The 24,656-nt window shown below is 70.8% G+C and carries 22 protein-coding genes, 1 tRNA gene and 1 other RNA gene; 10 read left to right on the forward strand and 14 right to left on the reverse strand.

The window, feature by feature from the left end:
- Nucleotides 1-32: 32 nt before the first annotated feature.
- The 4 genes from AMO33_RS19245 to AMO33_RS19260 form a co-directional block, all read right to left on the reverse strand.
- Nucleotides 33-2,183 carry a 3-hydroxyacyl-CoA dehydrogenase NAD-binding domain-containing protein gene (locus AMO33_RS19245; RefSeq protein ID WP_011206815.1) on the reverse strand — a complete coding sequence of 717 codons (2,151 nt, stop codon included), beginning with the start codon at nt 2,181-2,183 and terminating at the stop codon, nt 33-35.
- Nucleotides 2,184-2,222: 39 nt separating this feature from the next.
- Nucleotides 2,223-3,437 (reverse strand): acetyl-CoA C-acetyltransferase, encoded by a 1,215-nt coding sequence (locus tag AMO33_RS19250; RefSeq protein ID WP_011206814.1) that lies wholly within the window; start codon nt 3,435-3,437, stop codon nt 2,223-2,225.
- A gap of 257 nt (nt 3,438-3,694) precedes the next feature.
- The gene (locus AMO33_RS19255; RefSeq protein ID WP_060593802.1) at nt 3,695-6,106 is read right to left on the reverse strand and encodes a DNA polymerase III subunit gamma and tau; all 2,412 of its coding nucleotides are present in this window, start codon (nt 6,104-6,106) and stop codon (nt 3,695-3,697) included.
- 50 nt (nt 6,107-6,156) lie between these two features.
- Nucleotides 6,157-7,080 carry a neutral zinc metallopeptidase gene (locus tag AMO33_RS19260; RefSeq protein WP_060593803.1) on the reverse strand — a complete coding sequence of 308 codons (924 nt, stop codon included), beginning with the start codon at nt 7,078-7,080 and terminating at the stop codon, nt 6,157-6,159.
- Between the two features lie 329 nt (nt 7,081-7,409).
- On the opposite strand from AMO33_RS19260, the gene AMO33_RS19265 reads away from it, so the two are divergent.
- The gene (locus tag AMO33_RS19265) at nt 7,410-9,026 is read left to right on the forward strand and encodes a DUF2207 family protein (protein WP_060593804.1); all 1,617 of its coding nucleotides are present in this window, start codon (nt 7,410-7,412) and stop codon (nt 9,024-9,026) included.
- 22 nt (nt 9,027-9,048) lie between these two features.
- Here AMO33_RS19265 and AMO33_RS19270 read toward each other — a convergent pair whose 3' ends face one another.
- The 3 genes from AMO33_RS19270 to AMO33_RS19280 form a co-directional block, all read right to left on the reverse strand.
- Complete coding sequence (locus AMO33_RS19270) at nt 9,049-10,314, reverse strand: ROK family transcriptional regulator (RefSeq protein WP_060593805.1); 1,266 nt, start codon at nt 10,312-10,314, stop codon at nt 9,049-9,051.
- 377 nt (nt 10,315-10,691) lie between these two features.
- Complete coding sequence (locus AMO33_RS19275) at nt 10,692-11,408, reverse strand: hypothetical protein (protein ID WP_060593806.1); 717 nt, start codon at nt 11,406-11,408, stop codon at nt 10,692-10,694.
- Nucleotides 11,409-11,518: 110 nt separating this feature from the next.
- Nucleotides 11,519-12,100, reverse strand: coding sequence for an HhH-GPD-type base excision DNA repair protein (locus AMO33_RS19280; protein WP_060593807.1), 582 nt, complete (start codon nt 12,098-12,100; stop codon nt 11,519-11,521).
- Between the two features lie 80 nt (nt 12,101-12,180).
- On the opposite strand from AMO33_RS19280, the gene AMO33_RS19285 reads away from it, so the two are divergent.
- Nucleotides 12,181-12,633, forward strand: coding sequence for a VOC family protein (locus tag AMO33_RS19285; RefSeq protein WP_011206807.1), 453 nt, complete (start codon nt 12,181-12,183; stop codon nt 12,631-12,633).
- Between the two features lie 129 nt (nt 12,634-12,762).
- Here the strand turns inward: AMO33_RS19285 and AMO33_RS19290 are convergent, their stop codons facing one another.
- Entirely contained in the window at nt 12,763-13,680 is a 918-nt protein-coding gene (locus AMO33_RS19290; protein WP_240327264.1) for a tyrosine-protein phosphatase, read from the reverse strand.
- A 159-nt stretch (nt 13,681-13,839) separates the two neighbouring features.
- Between AMO33_RS19290 and AMO33_RS19295 the strand changes: the two genes are divergently transcribed.
- On the forward strand, nt 13,840-14,688 hold the full coding sequence (locus AMO33_RS19295; protein WP_011206805.1) for a class I SAM-dependent methyltransferase: 849 nt from the start codon (nt 13,840-13,842) through the stop codon (nt 14,686-14,688).
- A 13-nt stretch (nt 14,689-14,701) separates the two neighbouring features.
- Nucleotides 14,702-15,139, forward strand: coding sequence for an SRPBCC family protein (locus tag AMO33_RS19300; protein ID WP_060593808.1), 438 nt, complete (start codon nt 14,702-14,704; stop codon nt 15,137-15,139).
- A 5-nt stretch (nt 15,140-15,144) separates the two neighbouring features.
- Here AMO33_RS19300 and AMO33_RS19305 read toward each other — a convergent pair whose 3' ends face one another.
- Nucleotides 15,145-16,434, reverse strand: coding sequence for an aminotransferase class I/II-fold pyridoxal phosphate-dependent enzyme (locus AMO33_RS19305; protein ID WP_060593809.1), 1,290 nt, complete (start codon nt 16,432-16,434; stop codon nt 15,145-15,147).
- A gap of 218 nt (nt 16,435-16,652) precedes the next feature.
- Nucleotides 16,653-16,747, reverse strand: an RNA gene (gene ffs, locus AMO33_RS19310) — signal recognition particle sRNA small type.
- Between the two features lie 106 nt (nt 16,748-16,853).
- Between ffs and AMO33_RS19315 the strand changes: the two genes are divergently transcribed.
- A tRNA-Ser gene (locus AMO33_RS19315) sits at nt 16,854-16,941 on the forward strand.
- 57 nt (nt 16,942-16,998) lie between these two features.
- Here AMO33_RS19315 and AMO33_RS19320 read toward each other — a convergent pair.
- Complete coding sequence (locus AMO33_RS19320) at nt 16,999-17,931, reverse strand: phosphatidylinositol mannoside acyltransferase (protein ID WP_060593810.1); 933 nt, start codon at nt 17,929-17,931, stop codon at nt 16,999-17,001.
- A gap of 158 nt (nt 17,932-18,089) precedes the next feature.
- Between AMO33_RS19320 and AMO33_RS19325 the strand changes: the two genes are divergently transcribed.
- On the forward strand, nt 18,090-18,737 hold the full coding sequence (locus tag AMO33_RS19325) for a hypothetical protein (RefSeq protein ID WP_011206801.1): 648 nt from the start codon (nt 18,090-18,092) through the stop codon (nt 18,735-18,737).
- Nucleotides 18,738-18,863: 126 nt separating this feature from the next.
- Here the strand turns inward: AMO33_RS19325 and AMO33_RS19330 are convergent, their stop codons facing one another.
- A complete protein-coding gene (locus AMO33_RS19330; protein WP_060593811.1) occupies nt 18,864-20,306 on the reverse strand; it encodes a WS/DGAT/MGAT family O-acyltransferase in 1,443 nt (480 codons plus the stop codon).
- Nucleotides 20,307-20,399: 93 nt separating this feature from the next.
- Complete coding sequence (locus tag AMO33_RS32260) at nt 20,400-20,609, reverse strand: DUF397 domain-containing protein (protein WP_041559757.1); 210 nt, start codon at nt 20,607-20,609, stop codon at nt 20,400-20,402.
- Nucleotides 20,610-21,032: 423 nt separating this feature from the next.
- Between AMO33_RS32260 and AMO33_RS19340 the strand changes: the two genes are divergently transcribed.
- The 3 genes from AMO33_RS19340 to AMO33_RS19350 are packed head-to-tail and all read left to right on the forward strand — an operon-like array spanning nt 21,033 to nt 23,230.
- On the forward strand, nt 21,033-21,542 hold the full coding sequence (locus AMO33_RS19340; RefSeq protein ID WP_060595047.1) for a DUF309 domain-containing protein: 510 nt from the start codon (nt 21,033-21,035) through the stop codon (nt 21,540-21,542).
- Nucleotides 21,535-22,470 (forward strand): tRNA glutamyl-Q(34) synthetase GluQRS, encoded by a 936-nt coding sequence (gene gluQRS, locus AMO33_RS19345; RefSeq protein WP_060593812.1) that lies wholly within the window; start codon nt 21,535-21,537, stop codon nt 22,468-22,470. Before AMO33_RS19340 ends, gluQRS begins: the two co-directional genes overlap by 8 nt.
- A 58-nt stretch (nt 22,471-22,528) precedes the next feature.
- Nucleotides 22,529-23,230: an RDD family protein gene (locus tag AMO33_RS19350; RefSeq protein WP_060593813.1), complete on the forward strand. Its 702-nt coding sequence runs from the start codon at nt 22,529-22,531 to the stop codon at nt 23,228-23,230.
- Nucleotides 23,231-23,293: 63 nt separating this feature from the next.
- Here AMO33_RS19350 and AMO33_RS19355 read toward each other — a convergent pair whose 3' ends face one another.
- On the reverse strand, nt 23,294-23,830 hold the full coding sequence (locus AMO33_RS19355) for a DUF4190 domain-containing protein (protein WP_060593814.1): 537 nt from the start codon (nt 23,828-23,830) through the stop codon (nt 23,294-23,296).
- 29 nt (nt 23,831-23,859) lie between these two features.
- On the opposite strand from AMO33_RS19355, the gene AMO33_RS19360 reads away from it, so the two are divergent.
- The gene (locus tag AMO33_RS19360) at nt 23,860-24,642 is read left to right on the forward strand and encodes a queuosine precursor transporter (protein ID WP_228786809.1); all 783 of its coding nucleotides are present in this window, start codon (nt 23,860-23,862) and stop codon (nt 24,640-24,642) included.
- Nucleotides 24,643-24,656: the final 14 nt, after the last annotated feature.

The raw sequence follows: 24,656 nt of genomic DNA on the forward strand, positions 1-24,656 counted from the left end.
GTGACGGGCTCTGTGCCTACCGGCGCGGCGACCTACTTACGCAGCGACGCGGGCACCTGGAAGCGCTGGCCGTACTTCTCGGCCAGCTCGTCCGCGCGGGCCACGAAGGCCTCCTGGCCGCCCGGGTAGCCGACGATGAACTGGTGCACACCACCGGTCCAGGCCGGGAAGCCGATGCCGAAGATCGAGCCGATGTTGGCGTCGGCGGTGGTCTCCAGCACACCCTCGTCGAAGCACTTCTGGGTCTCGATCGCCTCCGCGAACAGCATGCGGTCGATCAGATCCTGCAACGGCACGTCGAAACCGGCGGTGGTCTTGAAGTGCTCGCGCAGGCCCTGCCACAGGCCGAGGCGCTTGCCGTTCTCGTCGTACTCGTAGAAGCCGGCCTTCTCCAGGCGGCCCGGACGACCCTCGCCGACCATCCACTCGATGACGTCGATGGCCGGGTGCCGCTCGGTGCCCAGCTTGGTGTCGCCCGCCTTGATCGCTTCCTCGGTCTCCTTGGCGATCTTGAGCATGAGCTTCATGTTGAGCTCGTCGGACAGCTGCAGCGGCGGCGCCGGGTAGCCCGCCTGCGAACCGGCCTGCTCGATGGTCGCGGGCTCGATGCCCTCGCCCAGCATGGCGATCGCCTCGTTGACGAAGGTGCCGATCACGCGCGAGGTGAAGAAGCCACGGCTGTCGTTGACGACGATCGGGGTCTTCTTGATGGCGAGGGTGTAGTCGTACACCCGGGCCAGCGCCTCGTCGGAGGTCTTCTCACCCTTGATGATCTCCACCAGCGGCATCTTGTCGACCGGCGAGAAGAAGTGGATGCCGATGAAGTCCTCCTGGCGCTTCACGCCGGTCGCCAGACCGGTGATCGGCAGGGTGGAGGTGTTGGAGCCCAGCAGGGCGTCGGGGGTGACGATGTCCTCGATCTCCTGGAACACCTTGTGCTTGAGCTCGGTGTTCTCGAAGACGGCCTCGATGACGAAGTCGACACCGGCGAAGTCGGCCGCGTCCGCGGTCGGCTTGATCCGGTCCAGCAGCGCCTTGGACTTCTCCTCGGTGGTCTTGCCACGGGAGAGGGCCTTGGCCTCGATCTTCTCCGAGTAGCCCTTGCCGCGCTCGGCCGCCTCCAGCGAGACGTCCTTGAGCACGACCTCGTAGCCGGCCTTGGCCGAGACGTAGGCGATGCCCGCGCCCATCATGCCCGCGCCGAGCACGCCGACCTTCTTGATTTCCCGCTTGGGCACGTCCTTGGGACGCGAACCGCCGTTGTTGATCGCCTGCAGGTCGAAGAAGAACGCCTGGATCATGTTCTTCGCGACCGGGCCGGTGAGCAGGTGCACGAAGTAGCGCGACTCGATCAGCGACGCGTTGTCGATGTCGACCTGCGAACCCTCCACCGCGGCCGCCATGATGGCGCGCGGGGCGGGCATGTTGGCGCCCTTGAGCTGCTTGCGCAGGTTGGCCGGGAAGGCGGGCAGGTTGGCCGCGAAGCCGGGGCTGGCGGGGGTGCCGCCGGGGATCTTGAAGCCCTTCTTGTCCCACGGCTGCACACCGGCGTCGGGGTTGGCCTTGATCCACGCCTTGGCGGCGGGCACCAGCTCCTCGATCGAGCCGACCAGCTCGTCGACCAGGCCGATCTCCTTGGCCTTGGCCGGCTTGTTGCGCTGGCCCTGCAGCAGCACCTGCATGAGGGCGTTCTGCAGGCCGAGCATGCGCACGGTGCGGATGATGCCGCCACCGGCGGGCAGCAGGCCGAGGGTCACCTCGGGCAGGCCGATCTGCGAGCCCGGCACGTCCGCGGCGATGCGGTGGTGGGTCGCCAGCGCGATCTCCAGGCCGCCGCCCAGCGCGGCGCCGTTGATGGCGGCCACGACCGGCTTGCCGAGCTGCTCGAGCCGGCGCAGCGCCGACTTGATCTCGGTCAGCTCGGCCATCAGCGCCTGCGCGTCGTCCGGGCCGACCTTCATCATGTTCTTCAGGTCGCCACCGGCGAAGAAGGTCTTCTTCGCCGAGGTCAGCACGACACCGGTGATGTCGTCCTTCTCGGCCTCCAGCCGGTCGACGGTCGCCGTCATCGACTTCTTGTACAGCTCGTTCATCGTGTTGGCGCCCTGGTTCGGGTCGTCCATCGTCAGTACGACGATGCCGTCCGAATCCTTCTCCCAACCGATCATGTTGGTTTCGCTCACAGCTGTGTGTCTCCTTGTTGAATCAGTGACCGGTGGGGATCAGACCCGCTCGATGATGGTGGCCACGCCCATGCCGCCGCCGATGCACAGGGTGATCAGCGCGTAGCGGCCGTTGCGACGCTCCAGCTCGTCGACCATGGTGCCGGTGATCATGGCGCCGGTGGCGCCCAGCGGGTGGCCCATCGCGATGGCGCCACCGTTGACGTTCAGCTTCTCGTCCGGGATGTTCAGGTCCTTCTGGAACTTGAGCACCACGGAGGCGAACGCCTCGTTGATCTCGACCAGGTCGATGTCGTCCAGCGTCAGGCCCGCCTTGGCGAGCACCTTCTTGGCGGCCGGCGTGGGGCCGGTCAGCATGATGGTGGAGTCGGCGCCACTGGTGGCGGTCGCGACGACGCGGGCGCGCGGGGTCAGGCCGGAGGCCTTGCCCGCCTCTTCCGAGCCGACCAGCACCAGCGCGGCGCCGTCGACGATGCCCGAGCTGTTGCCGCCGTGGTGGACGTGGTTGATCTTCTCCACGAAGTGGTACTTCTGCAGCGCCACCGCGTCGAAGCCGCCCATCTCACCGATCATGGCGAAGGAGGGCTGCAGCTTGGCCAGGTCCTCGAGGGTGGTGCCGGGCCGCATGTGCTCGTCGCGGTCCAGCACGACCAGGCCGTTCTGATCCTTGACCGGAACGATCGACTTGGCGAAGTAGCCGCCGGTGGTGGCCTTGGCGGCCAGCTCCTGCGAGCGCACCGCGTAGGCGTCGACGTCCTCGCGGCTGAAGCCCTCGATGGTGGCGATCAGGTCGGCGGAGACACCCTGCGGCACGAAGTAGGTGTCGTAGTTGGTGGCCGGGTCCAGCGCCCAGGCGCCACCGTCGGAGCCCATCGGCACGCGGGACATGGACTCGACACCACCGGCGATGACGAGGTCGTCGAAGCCGGAGCGCACCTTCTGGGCGGCGAGGTTGACCGCTTCCAGACCCGAGGCGCAGAAGCGGTTCAGCTGGAAACCGCCCACGGTGTCGGGCAGGCCGGCGACGGTGACGGCGGTGCGCGCGATGTCGGCGCCCTGGTCACCCACCGGCGCGACCACACCGAGGATCACGTCCGAGATCCGGTCCTCGTCGAGGTTGGGGAAGCGGCTGCGCAGCTCCTGGATCAGACCAACAGTCAGATCGATCGGCTTGACCGAGTGCAGCGAACCGTTCTTCTTGCCGCGGCCGCGCGGAGTGCGGATGGCCTCGTAAATGTAGGCCTCTGTGGTCATATCGGAGTGTTTCCTTCCTTAAGGTGCGCCCGCGCCGCGGTGTGCGGCACCGACGCGGATCACCTCGCCGACCGGCCGTGCGACCGACCGTCCTGACGCTGTACAAATCTCGGCACGCCACGATAGACGCTCGCTCTGGCCGCCCGCGCGTCTGGGCATACCATAGAACCTCGTCGTATCGGAGCTCGCGGCCACCCGTTCATACTAGCGCCGGTGTGCGAACTCCGGTTAACTTAACGACGTCGAGGCGGTGGTTGTCAACCGTCCAGCCGTGTGGCACCGAGCTCAGCGCGGAGCAATTCCAGGGCGACCTCGTCGGGGTCACGCCGGTCCTCCGGGGCGACCGGCCGGGCCGCCTCGGCCAGCATCTCCTGCTCCTCCTCGGCGGTGAGCGGACCGGGCACCGCCGCGGGTGGATAGCCGCCGTCGGCGCCGTCGGTCTGCACCGGATCGGGCGGCGGATAGTCCCCCGGCCCTGGATCGTCGGGTAGGTCGGGGTAGTCGGGCGGGGGAATATCGTCGTCACCGCTTGGCGCGGAGCGCTTCGCCCGGCCCGCGGCCTCCGCCGCCGCGCCGCCGGCCTGGCTGGGTCGGGAGAACCGCGCGGCACCCTGACCACGCACCTGTCCCCCGCGGTTCGCGGGTGCACCGCCCGCCTTGCCCCGGTTCGCCGCGGGTGCGGGCTTCACCGCCGCACCGCTCTCCCAGCGAATCTCGTGATCGTGTCCGAGCACCGCCCGCACCGCCGCGCGGACCGCGTCGATGTTGCGCGGCTCGGACAACCGTCCGGCCAGCACCGGCGACGGATGAGCGAACACGATCGCCGACCCCTCGATGCGCGCCACCGAAGCGCCGGAGAGCATCGCCTGCATCGTCGCGCTGTACTCGCGCACCTTCGCGCGGATGTCGGCCCACGCCCCTTCGACGGCACGCAGCAGGTCGTCGTCCCGGGGTGTCGCGGCCGGTTCGGAGGGCCGATCGGCCGGCGGAACCTCTTGTGCCTCATGGATTTCCGGAGCCGGATCGGCAGCCCCGCGCGGCTGGGCGGGTATTGTCCGGCCCGCCTCGGGGCCGGCTGCCCGGCTGTCGCCGTCACCGGCCGCACGGGGGCCGGTGACATCCGGCGGCGGGTCGGCGGCCGGACCGTTGGCCGGCGGCGCATCGGCGGTCGCGGGTGCGCGGGCCGCCTCCGGGCGAACCGCGCGCGCATCGCCGGTGATGTCCGGCGACGGCTCGTCGACGGCTCGCCGCTGCTCGTCGGCCGGGCCTGCCGTGGTGCCAGGACCACCGCCGTCGACCGCGGCCTCCGGTTGCCCGGACTCCCCGGTTCCGGCACTCGCCGGTGGATTCGGCTCGGCATCGCCCGGCCGCCGCTCGTCGTCTTTGGCCTTGCTCTGCTTCAATGCCGCGAGCGCCTCGGCACCGCGCCGGCGCGGCGGCTCGTTGCCGGGGCGCGGGACCGCGGGGCCGGCCTCCCCGCTCGGATCGGGGGCCGTGGGCGGGGTGAACACACCGCCCGCCATGCCGCGCTCGAGACGTTCCAGTCGCTGCAAGGTCGCGGATTCGGCGTCGGAGACGGCGGGCAGCAACATCCGCGCGCACACGACCTCGAGCAGCAGGCGGGGCGCGGTGGCGCCGCGCATCTCGCCCAGCCCCTCGTGCAGCAGTTCGGCATAGCGGGTCAGGGTGGCCGGGCCGATCCGCTCGGCCTGCTCGCGCATCCGGTCGAGCACGTCCTCGGGGCCGGCGACCAGGCCGCGTTCCACCGCGTCGGGCACCGCGCGCAGCAGGATGAGATCACGGAAGCGCTCGAGCAGGTCGACGGCGAAGCGGCGCGGATCGTGCCCGGCCTCCATCACCCGATCCACCGTGCCGAACAGGGCGGCGCCGTCGTCGTCGGCCAGCGCCTGCACCGCGTCGTCGATCAGCGCGACGTCGGTGACGCCGAGCAACGCCACCGCGCGGTGATAGGTGACGCCCTTTGGTCCCGCGCCCGCCAGCAGCTGGTCGAGCACGCTGAGGCTGTCGCGCGGCGAACCGCCACCGGCACGGATGACCAGCGGATACACCGCCTCCTCGACGGTGACGTGCTCCTGCTCGCAGATGCGCCCGAGCAGTCCGCGCATGGTGGCGGGCGGCAGCAACCGGAACGGATAGTGATGCGTCCGCGAGCGGATCGTCGGCAGCACCTTGTCGGGCTCGGTGGTGGCGAAGATGAAGATCAGGTGCGCGGGCGGCTCCTCCACGATCTTCAGCAGTGCGTTGAAGCCCGCGGTGGTCACCATGTGCGCCTCGTCGACGATGAACACCCGGTAGCGGGATTCGGCGGGCGCGTAGAAGGCCCGGTCGCGCAGCTCGCGGGTGTCGTCGACGCCGCCGTGGCTCGCGGCGTCGAGTTCGATGACGTCCAGGTTGCCCGGCCCGCCCGGCGCCAGTGCCACACAGGACGCGCACACCCCGCACGGCGTCGAGGTGGGGCCCTGCTCGCAGTTCAGCGAGCGCGCGAGGATCCGCGCCGAGGACGTCTTGCCGCAGCCGCGCGGACCCGAGAACAGGTACGCGTGGTTGATGCGGCCGGTGTCGAGTGCGGTGCTGAGCGGTTCGGTGACGTGTTCCTGCCCCACCACCTCAGCGAAGGTTGCCGGTCGGTACTTCCGGTACAGAGCCACAGCCCGAGACTACTGCCGGGCACCGACGTGCCCCGGGGGGAGCCGGTGGTTCAGCCGACCGCCGCGGCCGGCGCGCTGAAGGTGTTGCACTGCGCGGTGCGATTGTGCTCGACGCCGAGCTCGAACCACGCGCCGCTGTTGTCGGGGCTGCCGTGGTCGGGTGAGTCGGTCGGCCCGTCACCGCGACCGCCGGCGTCGCGGACGGCCAGACCGATCTGGGCGGTGGTGAGCGCGCCGCCGTCCTGCGCCGAGCCGAGGTACATGCCGTCGAAGCACTGCGCCTGCAATTCGATCCGGCGGGAGAGTTCGAGCCCGCGTTCGCTACGCGTGCCCGCGTCGACCCGCTCGCTGTTGGCCTTGCGCAGGATCCCCGACATCGCCTGCACGTGGTGGCCGTACTCGTGCGCGAACACCGACAGGTAGATGACCCAGTTGTCCTTGAACAGGTCGGTCTGCAGCTGGCTGATCGGCATGTAGATGGTCTTGTTCGCCGGGCAGTAGAAGGCGGCGAAATTGGTCGTGCTGCCGGTGCACGGCGTGGAGATGCCCGCCGTGGTGGCGCTGACGTTGAGCGCGGGCGGGGTGAACGGCAGGTTCACCTGTGCCAGCACCGGCTGCCACGCGTCCTCGAGGCAGGCCGCGGCGCTTTCGAAGAACCGGCGCGCGGTGTCGACCTGGGTGCCCCACGGCGCGTAGTCGCAGTCGGCGGGCAGCAGGGTGGCGTCGGGGTCGGTGAGCAGCGGGTTGGTGGCCGTCTCGGAGACGCCCGGCGAGCCGTCGGGGGTGTAGGTGAAGCTCGGGTCGGGGCCGGTGGCGCGATGCTCGGGGCCGTCGAAGCGGATCGCGGCGCGCACCAGTCCGCCGACGATCACCACCGCCACCACCAGCAGTAGCGCCAACACGCGCCCGCCGCCGCGTTTGCGCGGAGGCATCGGCGCGCGCCCGGGCGGGCCGTAGGGCATGGGCGGCGGCATCGGCGGCCGATACGCCTGCGGCGGGCCGTAACCCGGTGCGGCGGAGTAGGCGTGCGGCCCCGCATAGCCGCGGGGGGCCGGATATCCTTGCGGCGCAGCGTATCCCGGGGGCGGTCCGTACCCGGGGCGCTGGCCGTGGCGGGGCGGCGGCGTGGGACGCGGCCCGTATCCCGGGCGGCCACCCTGGTTCGGGGGCGGTGGTACGGGGTGCCCGCCGGGTGGCACCGGTCCGTAGCCGTACGGTGGTTGGGTCACTCCCCCGTACCCCCTCGTCTCATGTCGCCGACAGCCGCTGACGAAGGATAGCAACCTGTCTAGAGTAGGCAGCCGTGCTTACTTTTCGGGGGGCCGCCGCGAGCGCGCTGCTTCTCGCCGCCGCGGCGAGCGTGGCCGCAGCTCCGGTCGCCCAGGCCCAGCCCGCGCCCGCGGGCGTGGTGATCACCGCCGATCTGGTCCTCGATCGCGAGGGCGTGCTGCGGGTGGAGGAGACGGTGTCGGTGCCCGAGGGCGCCGAGTTCCGGATGTCGCTGCCGTTGCGGTTGCAGGTCGAGCCCGACGTGGAACGCCGGTTCCGGGTCACCGATGTGGAGACCGGCGGCGTCGGCAGCGCGACCACCGCCGACGACCGGTTCACCCTGGTCGCGCCGCCGGGTGAATCCACCTTCCGCTACGCCGTGCACAACACCGTCGGCGACGCCCCGAGCAGCCAGGTGTTCCACTGGCTCGGCGTGGTGGACACCGACATCGCCGCGATCAGCGCCGCGCTGGTGGCCCCCAGTTACGAACTGGCGATCGTCGATTGCACGCTCGGCCCGCCCGGCAACACCCGCCCGTGCGCCGACGTCCGCACCGAGGCGATCGGGGTGCTGCATCTCGAACAGACCGATCTGCGCAAGGGTGACGCGATCGACCTCACCGTGCAACTGCCGCCGGGTACCGTCCCCGCCAACGCCGACGTGATCGACCACAGCGGCCCCGGCCCGTTCTCGCTCAGCGGTCCGGTGCTCGCCGCGTTCGGCGCACTGCTGGCACTGCTGGCGGGCCTGGCCGCGCTGGTGTGGCGGGCCCGGCGCGACAACGCCGCGGCGACAACCGGTTCCGAGGTGTTCGATCCGCTGGCGCGGGAGGACGGCCAGGTGCGGTTCACCGCGCCCGACGGCGTGCTGCCCGGCGAGGCCGGGTTGCTGCTCGACGAGCATGTCGACCCGGTCGACATCGCCGCCACCGTGGTGGATCTGGCGGTGCGGCGCTATCTGTGGGTGACGCAGATCGCCGAGAACGACTGGCGCATCACCCGCGTCAACGCCCCCGACGACCAGCTGCGCGACTTCGAGAAGGCGGTGTACACCGCGCTGCTGCCGGACGGGGTGGACGCGGTGACGATGGGCGAACTGCGCGGGCGCGTCCAGGCCGGGCCGGTGCGCGCGGCGATGATCGCCGACGCCGTCGCGCGCGGCGCCTTCGTGGATCGCTCCCGCCCCGGCCCGGCGGTCTGGCTCGGCGGCGCGCTCGTGGTGGCCGGCCTGGCCGCCACCGTGGGGCTCGCGGTGACCGCCGGCTACGCGCTGGTCGGCGTCGCGATCCTGCTCGCGGGCGTGGCGCTGGTGCTGCTGCCGAAGTACCTGCCGTCGCGGACCGCGGCGGGCAGCAGGATCGCCGGCCGCGTGCGCGCCCTCCAACGCGGGCTGGACGCGACCCGCCCCGAGCAGATCCCGCCCACCGACCAGGAGACGGTGTTCTCCCGCGCCCTGCCCTACACCGTGGTCGGCGGCCGGGCCGACAACTGGGTGCGCGCCTTCCGCCAGCTGAACCCCGCCGCCGACGCCCAGCCCGGCCTCTACTGGTTCGGCGGTTACGAACGCGATCGCGACCTGCACCGCTTCGCCGCGCACTTCCCGTACTTCATCACCGCCCTGGAGGGGCTCTTCAGCGAGACGAGTCACTGAGTACGCGGCGGGCCCGCCCGGCTCAGTCGACCGCGAGCCGCCGCATCGCCGCGAGCGGGTCGGCGTAGAGGGTGCTCAGCGAGGCGACCACGGCCGCGAATTCCTGTACCTTCCCGCCGAATCCGCTGATCCTGATGTCGGTCGGCGGCAGCGCCGAGGCACTGCGGAACGCCTTGGCGACGTGCGCGACGCCGGGCCGGTAGCCGGTGAACGCCTGCCCGCCCAGGATCACCCGGTCCGGGTTGAGCATGTCGCTGACCAGCGCGACGGCGTTGCCGAGGATCGTGGCCCGCTCGACCAGCAGTTCGTGCGCGGCCGCCGAACCCTCCGCGGCGGCACGGTGCAGGTCGGCGATGGTGGAGCCGCCGGTGCCGTTGTGGGCCGGGATGATGCCCCGTCCGACGGCGCGGGCCACCAGCGCCCGGTCGCCGACGGTGGCCTCGAGGCAGCCCGTCCGGCCGCACGCGCACACCACGTCCGAACCGGTGGGCAGATGCGCGATCGAGCCGGGGCCGTTGCTCGGGGTGTGCACGCGGCCGTCGAGAGTGACCGCCACACCGGCGGTTTCGCGGACGTAGAAGAACAGGCCCGCGCCGCGCTCGTGCGCCCGGTCCGGCTGCGGCGTGGGCAGCAGCAGTTCGGAGGCCGCCATCGCTTCGACGTGCGGGGCGACCGAGATCGGCAGTTCCAGCACCTCGGCCAGCACCGCGCCGAGCTGCGCGCCCTGCCAGCCAAGCGCCGGATGGTCGACGCTGCCGCTCACTGGGTCGACGCGCCCGCCGATGGCCACGCCCGCCCACAGCGCGCGACGGCGATGCCAGCGGCGCAGAAAGGCTTTGGCGCTGCGCGCGATGGTGGTGGTGGCGAAGTCCTGGCCGGTCTGCGGCGTGGCGATGGCCAGACCGCCGATGATGCGGCCACGCAGGTCGGCGGCCACGATCTTGGTGGCGGCCGCGCCGATGTGGATGCCGAGGGTGAGGTAGCTGTCGTGGTCGACCTCGAAGGGCACCCGCGGCCGGCCGACGGCGCCGGGGGTGGTGAGGTCGGGGCGCTCGCGCAGCAGCCCGGCCGCGAGCAGCGCCGAGACCTGGCGGTTCACCGTCGCGATGCTGAGTCCCGTTGTGCGCGCGGCGTTGTCGCGGGAGACCGGTCCGCCGGTCGCGGCGCGCAGCACGGCCGCCGCCGGGTTGTCGCTGATGCGCAGTTCGGGCGGGAGGACGGGGCGGGGAGTGCGGACGCGCGCCGGGGCGACCCGCGCGACGGAACGTTCCAGGGTGGGAATGGACATCACGAGTTCCTTGCTGAGGACCCGCCGGAGACGGGCCGTGCCTACACGTTCGGCGACGGTGGCGCGTGAGCGAGGATCGAGACCGGAGTGTGGATCGAGACCGGTGAGCGAAGATCGAGACTCAGCGCCGACGACGGGAACAACACAGTTCCCGCGTCAGCGGCAGCCGCAGGCCCAGCGCGGCGGTCACGTAGGTGACCCGCGTGGCACTCGGACGGCTGGAAGACATAAAGGAAAGGTAACACCGGCGACGGCGGCGTACCAAGCTTTCCGCCACCCGGGGTGCGCCAGGCCACAGATCGCCGTCAACAGCCCTGAACACACGAACCGGCCCCGCCCGACGCGAAACGCGTTGAGCGGGGCCGGTTTACCGATGGCTACTTGGCCGGCGCGGGGGCGTTGAACGGCTGGTTGATGGTGGTGAAGTACTGGATCGCCGCGGCGATCGCCACCGGGGCGGTCACCAGCAACTGGCCCGCGACGGTACCGAGCGCGCCGACGGCGATGATGCCGCCGAGGCAGCCGATGGCCGCGGCCGGGATGAACGGACCGAACAGGCCGACGATGGTCGCCGAGGCCACGGTCGCACCCGCGATGCCGCCGAGCACGCAACCCACCGCCGCGCCGCCCAGGCCACCGACCAGGGTGCCGATCGTGGCGCCCATGCTGATCGTGTTGGTGAGCCGGGTCCAGGCCGCGACCTCGCGGTCGTACTCGCTCTTCCACGGCGCCTTGTCCTCGAACGGCAGGGCGACCGGCTTGTAGACGGCGTGCTCGCGGTCGAACTGCGGGGTCAGGGTGGCGGTGCGACCGCTGATGTCGGCGGCGATCGGGAATTCGAAATCATCGATCCGGAACCGCAGCGGGGTGCCCGCGAGCACGGTGCCGTCGGACGCCTTGATCTTGAAGACCTCGTCCTCGACGACCAGCGACCCCGCGTCGGTGGTGATGATCGACTGGGTGTCGGTCGACTGCGCCGTGAAGTTCACCGCCTCCGGCGCGGGGGCCTCGGGCGCGGCGCCCGCGGTGCCCGCGGCCACCCCGGTCGCGATGGACACCAACGCCGCGATCACGGCGAGCTTGCTTTTACTCATCAGTGCTGCAATCCCTCATCCGGTGGAGCTGTTCGAGCCGCAAGCATCGAGCAATTGCCCCACCACCGACGAGGGAAAAACGCAGCGAGATTTCAACGCACCGCCGGGCTTCAGCCCGCGGTGGCCTTCGCCTGCGCCTTCATCTGCTTCTTGAACGCGCGCACCTCGAGCAACGACTGGCCGTCGGTGATGTCGGCGGCGGACCGCCGCGAATTCGGCTCGGCATAATCGCCCGCGGCCTTTTCCCAGCCCTTCGGCCGCACGCCGAGTTGCTTGCCGAGCAGCGCGAGGAAGATGCGCGCCTTCTGTTTTCCGTAGCCGGGCAGGTCCTCGAGCCTGCGCAGTACGGTGGCGCCGTCCGGGTCGCCCTCGCTCCAGATCCGGGTGGTGTCGCCGTCATAGTGTTCGAGCACGTAACGCGCCAGATCCTGGGTGCGCCGAGCCATCGACCGGCCGTACCGGTGAATGGCGGGCGGCGTGGCGCACAACTCCTCGAATTCCTGCGGATCGGCCTCGGCGATGCGGCGGATGTCGAAGCCGTCCATTCGCTCGGCGATCTTGCGCGGCCCGCGGAAGGCGTGTTCGAGCGGATATTGCTGATCCAGCAGCATCCCGGTGAGGAGCGCGAACGGATCCTCCGACAGCAATTTGTCCGCCTCGGGTTCCTGGGCGAGACACAACGTCACGGTCACATGCGGTCCTTTCCCGGTAGCCGGTGGTTTCCTGCCTCGATCATCCCACCGTGTCAGGAGGGCGCGGTAGGTTCGCCACCATGGCTGTGAACTGGACCCTGACTGTGGACAGTCGCGATGCGCCGGTGCTCGCCGATTTCTGGGCGGCGGCCCTCGGCTACCAGGTGGAGGACCCGAGCCCGCTCATCGAGCAGTTGCTCGCGGCCGGGCATCTCCCGCCGGACCAGGTGGCCGAGCACCGCGGCGGCAAGATCTTCCGCGGGTACGCCGCGATCCGGCACCCCGACGACCCGTTCGACCCGGTCAGCGGTATCGGGCGGGGCCGCCGCCTGCTCTTCCAGGACGTGCCCGAGCACAAGTCGGTCAAGAACCGCATGCACCCGGACCTCGACGCCGGACCGGAGGGCCGGGACGCGATGGTCGAGCGCCTGGAAGGGCTCGGCGCCGAACGCGTGCGCGAGGTCGACATGGGCCCCGCCGGCCACTGGTGGGTCATGCAAGACCCGGAGGGCAACGAGTTCTGCGTCGCCTGAGCGGGTCAGCGCCCGGAGGCGGTAGCGCAGCGTCACCACGCAGGGCGCCCCGCTCAGGCACAAACAAACACAGCCTGAGCGGGTCAGCGCCCGGAGGCGGCAGCGCAGCGTCACCACGCAGGGCGCCCCCTACCCGACCAGTGCGCTCCGCAGTGCGTCCAGTGTCGCGGTGTCGAGTCCGAGTCCGGCGGTGAGGAATTCGTCCATCGAGCCGTAGGACCGGCGCACCTGGTCGAAGGCCGCGTCGAGGAACTCCCGCTGCACCCCGAGGATCGGCTCCCACAGTTCGGGGTCCTCGACGAGGCCCTGGGCCACGAGGTTGTCCAGCAGTGCCTTGTTGCCCGCGGCCAGGTTGGCGTTGGAGGCCAGGAAGTCCTGGTAGATCTGGCCGTCGGGCACGCCGAGCACGGAGAACAGGATCGCGGTCATCCAGCCGGTGCGGTCCTTGCCGGCGGTGCAGTGGTAGAGCACGGCCCCCGGGGCGCCCGCGATGTCGCGCAGCGCCGCGGCGAATTGCCCGCGGGCGGACGCGTCGGTGACCAGCCAGCGGTAGTAGTCGCTCATGTACTGCACGCCCTTGCCGTCGCCGAGTGCCTCGCGCTGGGCCTGCGGTCCGCCCGCGATCAGCCGCGACATCAGCACGTAGAGGTCGTTGTTCGCGTCGTAGACCGGGTACTCGGTGCGGCGGATGGCGACCGGCAGCTTGTCGGGCGCCTGCGCCACCTCGGTCGGGCTGCGGAAATCGATCACCTGCTGCACGCCGAGGTCGACCAGCCGCTGCTGCTCGGCGCCGTCGAGCTTGGCCAGTGCGTCGGCGCGGTAGACGACGCCGAAGCGCACCTTGCCGCCCCCGCGCACCGGATAGCCGCCGATGTCGCGGGCGTTGGGCGCGTGCGCCAGGTCGAGCGGGCGCTGGTCGCGGCCCGGCGCCTCCAGCATCGGCGCGAGCGGGCCGGCCTGGGCGGGTGCGGTGAGGGTGGGCAGAACTCCGACGAGGGCGACCGCGGACACCGCGACCACACCCCGCGCCACATGCGGGAATTTCACGGGAGCTTCCTTTCGATCGTGAGCCGATTCGGCTCGCGTGCTCCGGGACGGTAGAGACATCGGGCCGGGCCGCGCTGCCCGTCCTTCCCGGTCACCGGGAGGTGACCGGGCTCACAGGTCGGCGTCGCGACATACCGGTGTGCCGCGTAGGCTCTGGCCATGTCTTCGACGACGGCGACACCCATGGACGGACACGTGCGCATGGACAGTTACGGATTGCGCCCGGATCGCTTCGACAGCGCGGGCCAGGATCAGTTGGTCGACGTTCGCGATCTGCAGGCGGCCCTGCCCGGCATCCAGCGGCTACGCACCTGGGCCCACCAGGCGCTGGCCGTGCGACCCGGCGAACGCGCCGTGGACATCGGCTCGGGCACGGGCTCGGAGGTCTTCGCCTTCGCCCGGGCGGTCGGGCCCACCGGTGAGGCCGTCGGCGTCGAGCCAGATCCGAATCTGCTCGCCGCGGCCGAGCGCCGGGCCGGCGAGCAGGGCGTGTCCGCGAAGTTCCACTCCGGCGACGCCTACGGAATCCCGTTCGGCGCCGACTATTTCGACGCGGTGCTGTCCGAGCGCGTCTTCCAGCATCTCACCGCCCCGGCGCGTGCCGCGAGCGAGATCGCGCGGGTGCTGCGCCCGGGCGGTCGCACCGTGGTGATGGACGTCGACTGGGACACCGCGATCATCCACCCGGGTGACCGCCGGGTGGTTCGTCAGGTGGTCGAGACGCTGATCTCGGCGACCACCAATCCGCTGTCCGGCCGCAGGTTGCCCGGCCTGCTCACCCAGGCGGGGCTGGTCATCGACGAGATCGGCTCGCACGCGCTGATCCAGGACCGCGCGGTGGGCCCCGGCTCGCTGGTCGACCGCATCTCGGCGATGGCGGTTGCGCGCGGGGCGATCAGCGAGAAGGAACGCGACGAGCTGCTGGCCGGTCTCGAGCGCGGCGCGCGCACCGGCGACATCCACCTGTCGGTGACGATGTTCGCGGTGCTCGCCCACAAGCCGAGCTGAGCGGGGCGCGGCGATGCGGGTCGACGTGCGCACCGAGATCGTCATCGATCGGCCGCCGTCGACCGTGGCCGCCTTCGCCGCCGATCCCACGAACGTGCCCCGCTGGTATGCCAACATCCACGAGGTGCGCTGGGTGAGCGAACCGCCGCTGCGCACCGGCTCGCAGCTGGAGTTCGCCGCGCAGTTCCTGGGCAGACGACTGGTCTACACCTACGAGGTGACCGAATACGTGCCCGGCAGCCTGCTGGTGATGCGGACCGCGCGCGGCCCGTTCCCGATGGAGACCAGCTACACCTGGGAGCCGACCGCGGCGGGCACCCGCATGACGCTGCGCAACCGGGGCGAGCCCGCGGGGTTCAGCCGCGTGCTCGCCCCGGTGCTGGAGTCGGCGGTGCGCCGGGCCAACCGCGCCGACCTCGCGCGATTGAAAGCCGAGCTGGAAGCCGAGTAGTCGGCCTACTTCTCCAGGAGTTTCTCGGTGGCGGCCAGCAGCACGCAGGTGGCCAGGCCGTCCATCGCCTTCTCCAGCTCGGGCAGCTTCGGGAAGCTCGGCGCGATGCGAATGTTCTTGTCTTCGGGGTCCTTCCGGTACGGGAAGGCCGAGCCTGCGGCGGTGAGCGCGATACCCGCGTCCTTGGCCAGCGCGATCACCCGGCTCGCGGTGCCCTCGAGCACGTCGAGGCTGATGAAGTAGCCGCCCTTGGGCTCGGTCCACGAGGCCACCTTGGATGCGCCGAGGCGGTCCTCGAGGATGCGGCGCACCAGCGCGAACTTCGGCTCCAGGATCGCCCGGTGCTTCTGCATGTGCGCGCGCACCCCGTCGGCGTCGCCGAAGAACCGCAGGTGGCGCAGCTGGTTGATCTTGTCGGGGCCGATGCTCTTCTTCGCCGCGTGACCGAGGTACCACTCGAGGTTGGCGGTGGAGCCGCCGAGGAAGCTGACCCCGGCACCGGCGAAGGTGATCTTGGAGGTGGAGGCGAACACGATCGGCCGGTTCGGATGCCCCGCCTCGGCCGCCATGCCGAGCACGTCGTAGACCGGGGCTGCGGTGTCGGTGAGCGGGTGCACCGCGTAGGCGTTGTCCCAGAACAGGCGGAAGTCCGGCGCCGCGGCGGGCATCGAAACCAGTTCGCGCACAACTTCTTCGGAGAAGACGACACCGGTGGGGTTGGAGTAGTTCGGCACCGCCCACAGGCCCTTGATCGCCGGGTCGGCGGCGAGCAGTTCGGCGATCTTGTGGGTGTCGGGGCCGTCGTGCAGCATCGGCACCGGGATCATCTCGATGCCGAGCGCCTCGGTGATCGCGAAGTGCCGGTCGTAGCCGGGCGCCGGACACAGGAACTTCAGCACCGGCTCGTCGGCCCAACGGCGTTCGGAATCGTTCGTGCCGTAGAGCATCGCGTAGGTGATGACGTCGTGCATCAGCTCGAGGCTGGCGTTGTTGCCCGCCAGGAGGTTGTCGACGGGGATGTTCAGGAGTTCACCGAAGATCGCGCGCAGTTCGGGCAGGCCGTGCAGACCGCCGTAGTTGCGGCAGTCGGTGCCGGTGCCGTCGCGGTAGTCGCCGTCGCCGGGCAGTGAGAGCAGGGCGGCCGAGAGGTCGAGCTGCTCCGGCGAGGGCTTGCCCCTGGTCAGGTCCAGGGTGAGCTTCTCGGTCTTGAGCTTCGCGTAGTTCGCGGACTGGGTCTCGTGTTCGGACACGAGCTCGTCATGGCTCATCAAACCGATCTGCGTTTGCCGGGGCATCCTGGACAGCCTTTCCAAGCAGCGGGGGTGACAGGGGCGACATCCGTCCGGACCGATCGGGCCCACGCGGAAGCGGTGTTCACGTTACCCGGACCCGGTGCCGAAGTGGGGGGTGTTCTTCGCGGGGATTCGGCCGTGACGCCCGCCCACAGCCCCGGATTCTGCACGGGAGCCGGAGCCGGTCGACGGGGCGCCCCGAGGGGCCGAGCGGCCTCGAATTAAGGGGACCCCGCGCACCCGGCAGAGCCCGTTGACCCTTGCTGCCTTCCGGCCCTGGGGGAGTTCACAGGATGCGCGCCGCGCGGGATCCGTCGGCCAGTGTAGCGGGTCGCGGCGCCGCCCGCCGCCACCCCCTCCCCCACCCCGTCGGCCGGGGGCGGTTTGGTGTCCACCCCGCCCGACCCGCTATGCTGCTCCACGGAGGATTCGCCTAGTGGCCTATGGCGCTCGCCTGGAACGCGGGTTGGGTTAACGCCCTCAGGGGTTCAAATCCCCTATCCTCCGCCACGAAGAGGCCCGGTTCGGTGCGGTATGCGCTGGACCGGGCCTTTTCCGTCTCGGCGATCAGATGCCCGGCCGGTGCTCACGCCGGCGGCGGTCGGCGGTCCACAGCGGCTGGAGCATGTGCCAGTCGGCCGGGTGGGCGGCGATCCCGGCGGCGAAGTGGTCGGCCAGCGCCTGCGTGGTCGGCTGCACGCCGCCGCCGGTGTCCAGGGGTGCGCCGACCGAGAATCCCCAGCCGTCGGGGGTGAACCAGCAGTGCACCGGCAACAGCGGAGCGCCGGTATCGATTGCCAGCCGGGCCGGGCCTGCGGGCATCCGGGCGGGTTCGCCGAAGAAGGAGACCGGCACGCCGGTGGCGGTCAGGTCGCGTTCACCGAGCAGGCCGACGACCCTGCCCTGCCGCAGCCGTGCGGCGAGCTGCTCGAACGGTGCGGTCGCGCCGCCGGTGAGCGGAATGATCTCGAACCCCAGCCGCTCGCGGAACCGGACGAAGCGCCGGAACAGCGATTCCGGCGCCAGCCGCTCGGCCACCACGGTGGGCGTGCCCACCCGTTGCACCAGCCACACCCCGGCCAGGTCCCAGTTGCCGCTGTGCGGCAGGGCCAGGATCACTCCGCGCCCGCCCGCCACCGCGTCGTGGATGTGGTCCAGACCGGTGGCGGAGTTCTCGATCCGCTCGGCCAGGCGAACCGGGTCCATCGACGGCAGCCGGAACGCCTCGCACCAGTACCGCGCGTAGGAGCGCAGGCTCGCCCGCACGAGGTCGTCGGGTACCCGGTCCGGCGTGACGGCCAGCACCCGCGCGAGGTTGCGCCGCAACTGCGCCGGGCCGCCGTCGCGCGCCGCCCGGTCGGCCGCCGCCAGGAACAGCCACATCGCCCACCGTTCGGGCAGTGCGCGCACCAGTCGCCAGCCCGCGGCATAGGCGAGATCCCACCCGCGGGCGGCGGCGGTGTGCGCGGGTCCGTTTTCGGGCTGGTGTTGTCGCGTCATGCCGACGCTCCTGACCGGGGTCGCGGGCAGCCCATCGGCGGGCCACTGGCAGCCTACTCCCGACAGGTGTTGCCGCGCCGTGGGTCCGGCCGGGCGAATCGACCGCGAACACGCATGCCGGGGAGACGCGGGCCACAGGTCGGTGCGATGATGCCCGGGTGACTCAGTGGCTTCCTGTTCTCAGTTCGCTGATCGTGGCCGGTGCGGCGCTGATCGGCTTCGCGGTGAACAACCGGACCAATCGGCGGGCGATCGAGGCGGCGGACGAGCGGCACCGGGAGACGCTCGAGGAGGCACGGCGCGGAATGGAGTTGGCGCACACCGCCGGTGAACGGCGCGAGCACGACAAGTGGCGGCACGAGGCGGTGGTGGCCGCGGTGTCGTCGGTGCTGGAGACCTCGAATTCGGTTCGGCAGCAACTGTGGTCGTGCCACCGCTGGGAAGTCGACGACAACTTCGAGCTGGAGCGGGTCGGCGCCGACATCCACGAGGCGCTGTGGGGTTGCAACGGCACCATCAACCGGTTGCGGCTGCTGGCCTCGCCGAAGATCCCGAACCAGTGCGAGGATCTGCTGAGCACCCTCGGCGCGGCCCGCAACATCACCCTGCAATATCTCAAACTGCAACTGGACGACGAGGCCACCAGCGAGGAGTTCACCGAGATCAACTCGTTGTGGGAGAAGGCGATTCGCAAGGCGATCGAGCAGGAGCGCGCCGTCGTCAACGCCACCCGCGCCGAGCTGGGCATCGAACGACTCGAGGACGTCGCCAAGCCGGCGCGTCAGCCGGTGCTCGACACCGCCTGAGCGGTCAGCGGCCGGAGGCGGCAGCGAAGCGTCACCACGCAGGCCGCCCGCTCAGGCGACATCGGACCCCGCCTGAGCGGTCAGCGGCCGAAGGCGGAAGCGGAGCGTCACCACGCAGGCCGCCGCTCACCGCAGCGCGGCGACCACCTCGGTGACCGCGGCACGGAGGTGTGCGGCGTATCCGTCGGGGTCGCCGACGGCGGCGGGGTCGGCATGGATCGACACCGTGACGGTCTCGCCGAGCCCGTGCACGCCGTGGGTCAGGTGCATCACCGAGCCGATGGCGGGGAAGCCCGCGGTGAACCGGACCGGACCGCCGAAATGCAGGTCGGCGGGGCCGCGGTCGACGCTGGAGACGACGGTGTGGCCGGCGATGCTGTCCGGCACCAGGTCCAGCGGCCAGCGCCGCACGTCGCGGTGGAGGAAGACGGCGGGCGTGACGGCCGTGACCAGGTCCTGCGCCGAGGTCAGCGGATGGCCGGCCCGTTCGCGGCCCGCCCGCAGTGCGGCGGCGATCCGGTCGGCACGGGCGGACAGCTCCGGTTCGTCGACGGCCAGGTCGATCGAGAGGTTGCGGTAGTTGTTGCGCGGCAGCCGTTTTCCGTTCCGCGCCGACCCCATCGGCACCTGCGCCCCCAGCCGCTCGACCGGGTGGCCCTGCGCCGCCAGGTATTCCGACAGCGCCACCGAGACCGCCGTCAGCACCACGACGGTCACCGTCCGTCCCGGCACCCGCAACTCCGCCGCCGCGAAAACCAGCATGCGCACCGCGTGGGCGGTGGGTACGGCCGCGGGATTGAGCGGGTTCGGCGCGAAGCCGGGCGTGGGCGGCGGGACGGCACCCGCGGCGGTGGACTCCGCGAGTGCCCGCTGCGCCCGAAAGGCGCGGTAGCCACGAAACACGGTGCGGACGATGTGCACGGGCAGCAGGAGGGCGCCGAGAACGGCAGGCACGACGTCGCCGGCCCACGGTGCCGGAGCAGCGGGCGACGACGCCGCTCCCCCGGAAGCGCCAGGGCGGTCGGCCTGCGCCGCACCGGGATGACCCTCGCGCCACCGCGCTCCCGCCGCCGCGTCCTCCCCGGCCCCGAACAATTCCCGTGCGATGGCGGCCGCGCGCCGCCCGTCGGCCAGCGCGTGCGAGATCTGGAGCACCACGACGGTCGCCGTCTCGCCGTCCGGGGCCGGTCCCGGCGCCCCGCCGACCCCGCGGAACAGGTGCACCCGCCACGGTCGCTCGGCGGCGTCGACGCCGGTGCCGAGCAGTTCCCCCACGGCCGACTCCAGCCCCGGCCAGTCGGCGACCCCGCGATGCTCGACGATCTGCGAGTCGAGCACGGCGCAGGGCACCCACGCGGGATAGTTCAGATCGCCCGGCACCTCGCGCAGCCGGACGGCCAGATCGGGAATCCGCCGGGCGCGGGTGAGCAGCGCGGCCCGCAGCTCGGCGGTGGGACGGCCCCGGTCGGCGAAGCTGTAGAGCAGGAACAGATCGTTGCGGCTGCGGCGCGACAACCAGAACATGATCGCGTCCTGCGGTGCCACTCGATTCACGGCCGCCTGGTTCACGCCCGCGACCCTATCGGTCCCCGGACACGCGACGACCCCGAGTCCGTGTCGACGACTCGGGGCCGGTTGCTGCTGTCGGGGGCGAGCCGGCGCTCAGCCGCGCCGGAACTCGCCTGCGGAAACCCCGCTCACGAATGCGTCCCATTCGCCCGGTGTGAATGCCAGCACCGGACCGTTTCCGTTGTCCTTGGTGTCGCGGACCGCTACGTTGCCGTCGTCGAGAAATGCCACTTCCACGCAGTTCCCGTCGGGGCCGCTGAATGAACTCTTACGCCACACAGCGCCCGTCACATCAACCTCCACGGCACTAGCTCCTTTGCTGCGTCGAGAACGAGATATTGCTTCCCGGATCGTGCTGACTGGCACCGGAATCCGGCAACGAACGCCGAATCTCGTGGTGCGCCTGGTGGTAGCGCGCATCTCTCCCGTGCGTTGTCAACGCCATCGGGTTCGAGGTGAGAACACCTGGCGGGGTGGCCCCCGCGCGGTAGACACTAGCAGCTCGAACGGAAGGTTGCCCGGCTCTTGCCAATTCACCGCGCGAGTTTGCCAAGCTTGCGAATCCGCCGGTTTGCGGAATCATTGCGGCGGGTAAAGAAGCGGGCGCGGAATCGGCGGAGCGCCCGCCGGGCGCGGTGTCGTGATTGTTCCGTGATCGATGCGCACGGCCGTCGGCCCCGCCACCGCCTCGCGCGTCCGGGGCGCGCGACGTGGATCATGGACGTCATGGTCGAACGTCCACGCGACGAGGCAGGTCGCGCGCGGAATCCCCGCCCCCGCGACCGCCTCGGACGCCCGCTCCCGCTCGGCAGCACAGGTGTGCCGCGAATTCCGGACGATCTGGAACTCCCACCCGAGCAATCGCTGTCCTACGCGCAGCAACTTCTCGATGACGGATTGGCGTTCAACGCGCACGAAGTCCTGGAGGCCGCGTGGAAGAACGGGCCGTTCGCCGAGAAGATGCTGTGGCAGGGTCTCGCGCAGTACGCGGTGGGTATCACGCATATCCAGCGCGGCAATGCCAAGGGCGCGCGCACGCTGCTCACCCGCGCGATCGGGCGGCTGGAGGCGTATCTGCGGGGAGATAGCTCGCAGCCACCGCGCGCGGACTACCCCTACGGTGTGGACGGCCGCGGGCTGATCGAGCACGGCCGCGCGCTGCTGGCCGCACTGGACGCGGGCACCGAGATCACCGCCGCCGACCTGGCGCCCCGGCTGTGTACCTACCATGGCTGATGTGCAGGCACCCACGATCGGCGGCGCGGGCCGCTACGCGCCGAGCCCGTCCGGCGACCTGCACCTGGGCAATCTGCGCACCGCGCTGCTGGCCTGGCTGTTCGCCCGCGCCAGCGGCAGGCGCTTCCTGTTGCGGGTGGAGGATCTGGACCGGGTGCGGCCCGGCGCCCAGCAACGTCAGCTCGCCGACCTGCGGGCCATCGGCCTGGACTGGGACGGCCCGGTGGTCTGCCAGTCCCAGCGGCGCACCCGGTACGAGGCGGCGATCACGCGTTTGCGCGAGGCCGGACTGGCCTACGAGTGCTACTGCACCCGCCGCGAGATCCAGCAGGCCGCGACCGCGCCGCACGGCCCGCTGGGCGCCTACCCCGGCACCTGCCGCGACCTGAGCGACGCCGAACGCGCCGAACGCCGCGCCCAGGGGCGGCCCGCGGCGCTGCGATTGCGGGCCGAGCGCACCGATTTCGAGATCGTCGACCAGCTGCACGGCCGCTACCGCGGCCCCGTGGACGACGTGGTGTTGCGCCGCGGCGACGGCCTTCCGGCCTACAACCTGGCGGTGGTCGTGGACGACGCCGCGCAGGGCGTCGACCAGGTGGTGCGCGGCGACGACCTGTTGCCCTCCACGCCGCGCCAGGCCTACCTGGCCACCCTGCTCGGGCTTCCGGTCCCCGCCTACGCCCATGTTCCGTTGGTGCTCAACAAGGATGGGCAACGGCTGGCCAAGCGCGACGGCGCGGTCACCCTGGCCGATCAGCAACGCGCGGGGAAATCGCCGGAGCAGGTGCTGGCCCTGCTGACCGATTCGCTCGGGCTGCCGCCGCGCCCGCCGCGGGAGCTGCTCGCCGATTTCGATCCGGCCCGTTTACCCCGTGAGCCCTGGATACTCACCGACAACGGGTTGTTGCAACCGAGCGAATGTCCGTAACGTACGAGTTCGACCGATCACTGATCATCCGATCGACGACGAGGACGAGGACGAAGCTATGACGAGCGGTGGGTACGACCCCAACCAGAACCCGCAGGGCGGGCAGCCGTACGGCCAGCCGTACCCACAGGGCGGGCAACCGTACGGGCAACAGCCCTTCGGCAAGGACCCCTACGGACAGCAACCGCCTCAGTACGGCCAGCAGCCCCAGTACGGCGAGCAGCCGCCCTACGGCCAGCAGCCCCAGTACGGCGAACAGCAGCCGTACCCGCAGAACCCGTACGGGCAGCAGGCCTACGGCGGATACGGCGACCCCGGCCTCGGCGGTGCCCAGCCCGGTGACCTCGGCAGCCGCATCGGCGCCCGCGTCATCGACCACATCATCGTCTCGATCCCGGCGCTGATCTTCTCGTTCGTGTTCGCCAACAGCTCGACCGGGATCGGCACCCAGCTCGTCGTCTCGGCGCTGCTGGCGTTCGTGCCGATCGGCTACTTCGTGCTGATGGAGACCACGCAGGGCTTCACGCTGGGCAAGAAGCTGCTGGGCCTGCGGGTGCTCGCCCCGGGCGGCGCGCCCAAGATCGACCCGGCGACCTCGTTCAAGCGCAACCTGTACGTGATCACCAACCTCATCCCGTGTGTGGGCTGGCTGGTCTCGATCGGTCTGGCGATCTACATCATGATCACCATCGAGCAGGACCCGAACAAGCAGGGCTGGCACGACAAGTTCGCCGGCGGCACGCAGGTCGTCAAGGGCTGAATCCCAGGATGACGACAGGGGCGCTCCCGCTCGGGAGCGCCCCTTTCCGCGTCTGCGGCGGACCTACATTCCGGCCGAGAAACCGATCGCGATGTTGAGCACCCAGTACACGATGCCGAGGACCGCACCCGCCGCGCCGACCCAGATTCCCGCCTGCGCCATGCCCTTGCCGTTGTAGTCACCGGAGGTCTTCATCTGGTTCATGGCGACGACGCCCAGCACCAGGCCGACGATGCTCGGCACGATGAAGCAGCACGAGGCGACCCCGGCGATGGAGACGATCATCGAGGCCAGCGCCATGCCGTTGAGCCCGCCCGACGGTGGCGCGCCGTACGGCTGGTAGCCGCCCGCCTGCGGGTAACCGTATCCCGGTTGCTGCGGGTACGACGGCCCCGACGACTGCGGGTACTGCGGCTGCGGCGGCTGGTACTGCGGCGGCTGGTATTGCGGCGGCTGCTGGGGGTACTGGGGAGCCGAGGGGTACCCCGACGGTCCGGAGGTCGGGTACTGCGGGACGGAGCTGGAGGCGCCGGAGTCCGGCGATACGCCCTCGCCGCCGTACTGCTTCCACCACTCGTCGGAATCGCCGGGATTCGTCATGGACAACAGCGTATTCCACACCTGCGAGGATGGGGCCCGTGAGTCATTCCAACAGAACCGAAGAGTACGAGGGGTCTGGGCGCCCCGCGTCCGACCAAGTGGCGTTCGCCCAGGTGGCGCGGGGGTACTACCCGCTGATCGTCGCGCTGTTCACCGCGACGCTGATCATCTCCAACATCTGCGCGACCAAGGGCGTCGAGTTCTTCGGTGACCGCTCGGTCACCCTCGGCCCGTTGCAGATCCTGCCGATCGTGACCGACGGCGCGTTCTTCCTCTTCCCGCTGGCATACGTCCTCGGCGACGTGCTCAGCGAGGTGTACGGATTCCGTGCCACCCGCCGGGCGATCTACTACGGCTTCGGCGCGCTGCTGCTGACGGTGCTCTGTTTCGCCGTCGCCCTCGAGCTGCCCGCGGCCGGTTTCTACGAGAACCAGGAGGCGCTGCGCAGCGTCATCGGCCCGGTGCCCCGGCTCGTGATCGCCGGGCTGGCAGGCTATTTCGTCGGCCAGATGCTCAATTCCGCGACCCTGGTACTGATCAAGGAACGGACCAAGGAAAAGCACCTGTGGGCCCGGCTGATCGGTTCCACCGTCGTCGGGGAATTCGCCGACACCCTCATCTTCTGCTCGATCGCCGCCGGTGCCATCGGCATCGAGACCTGGGAGCAGTTCGTCAACTACGTCGTGGTCGGCTTCCTGTGGAAGACGCTGTGCGAGGTGCTGGTCATGCCGGTCACCTATCGCGTCATCGGCCTGCTGAAGAAGCACGAACCGACCTACGCCCCGATCGCGGGCGATCCACTGCGCAGCTGAGCCGCGCGGCGGGG

The organism is Nocardia farcinica (assembly GCF_001182745.1).
Classification (GTDB): domain Bacteria; phylum Actinomycetota; class Actinomycetes; order Mycobacteriales; family Mycobacteriaceae; genus Nocardia; species Nocardia farcinica.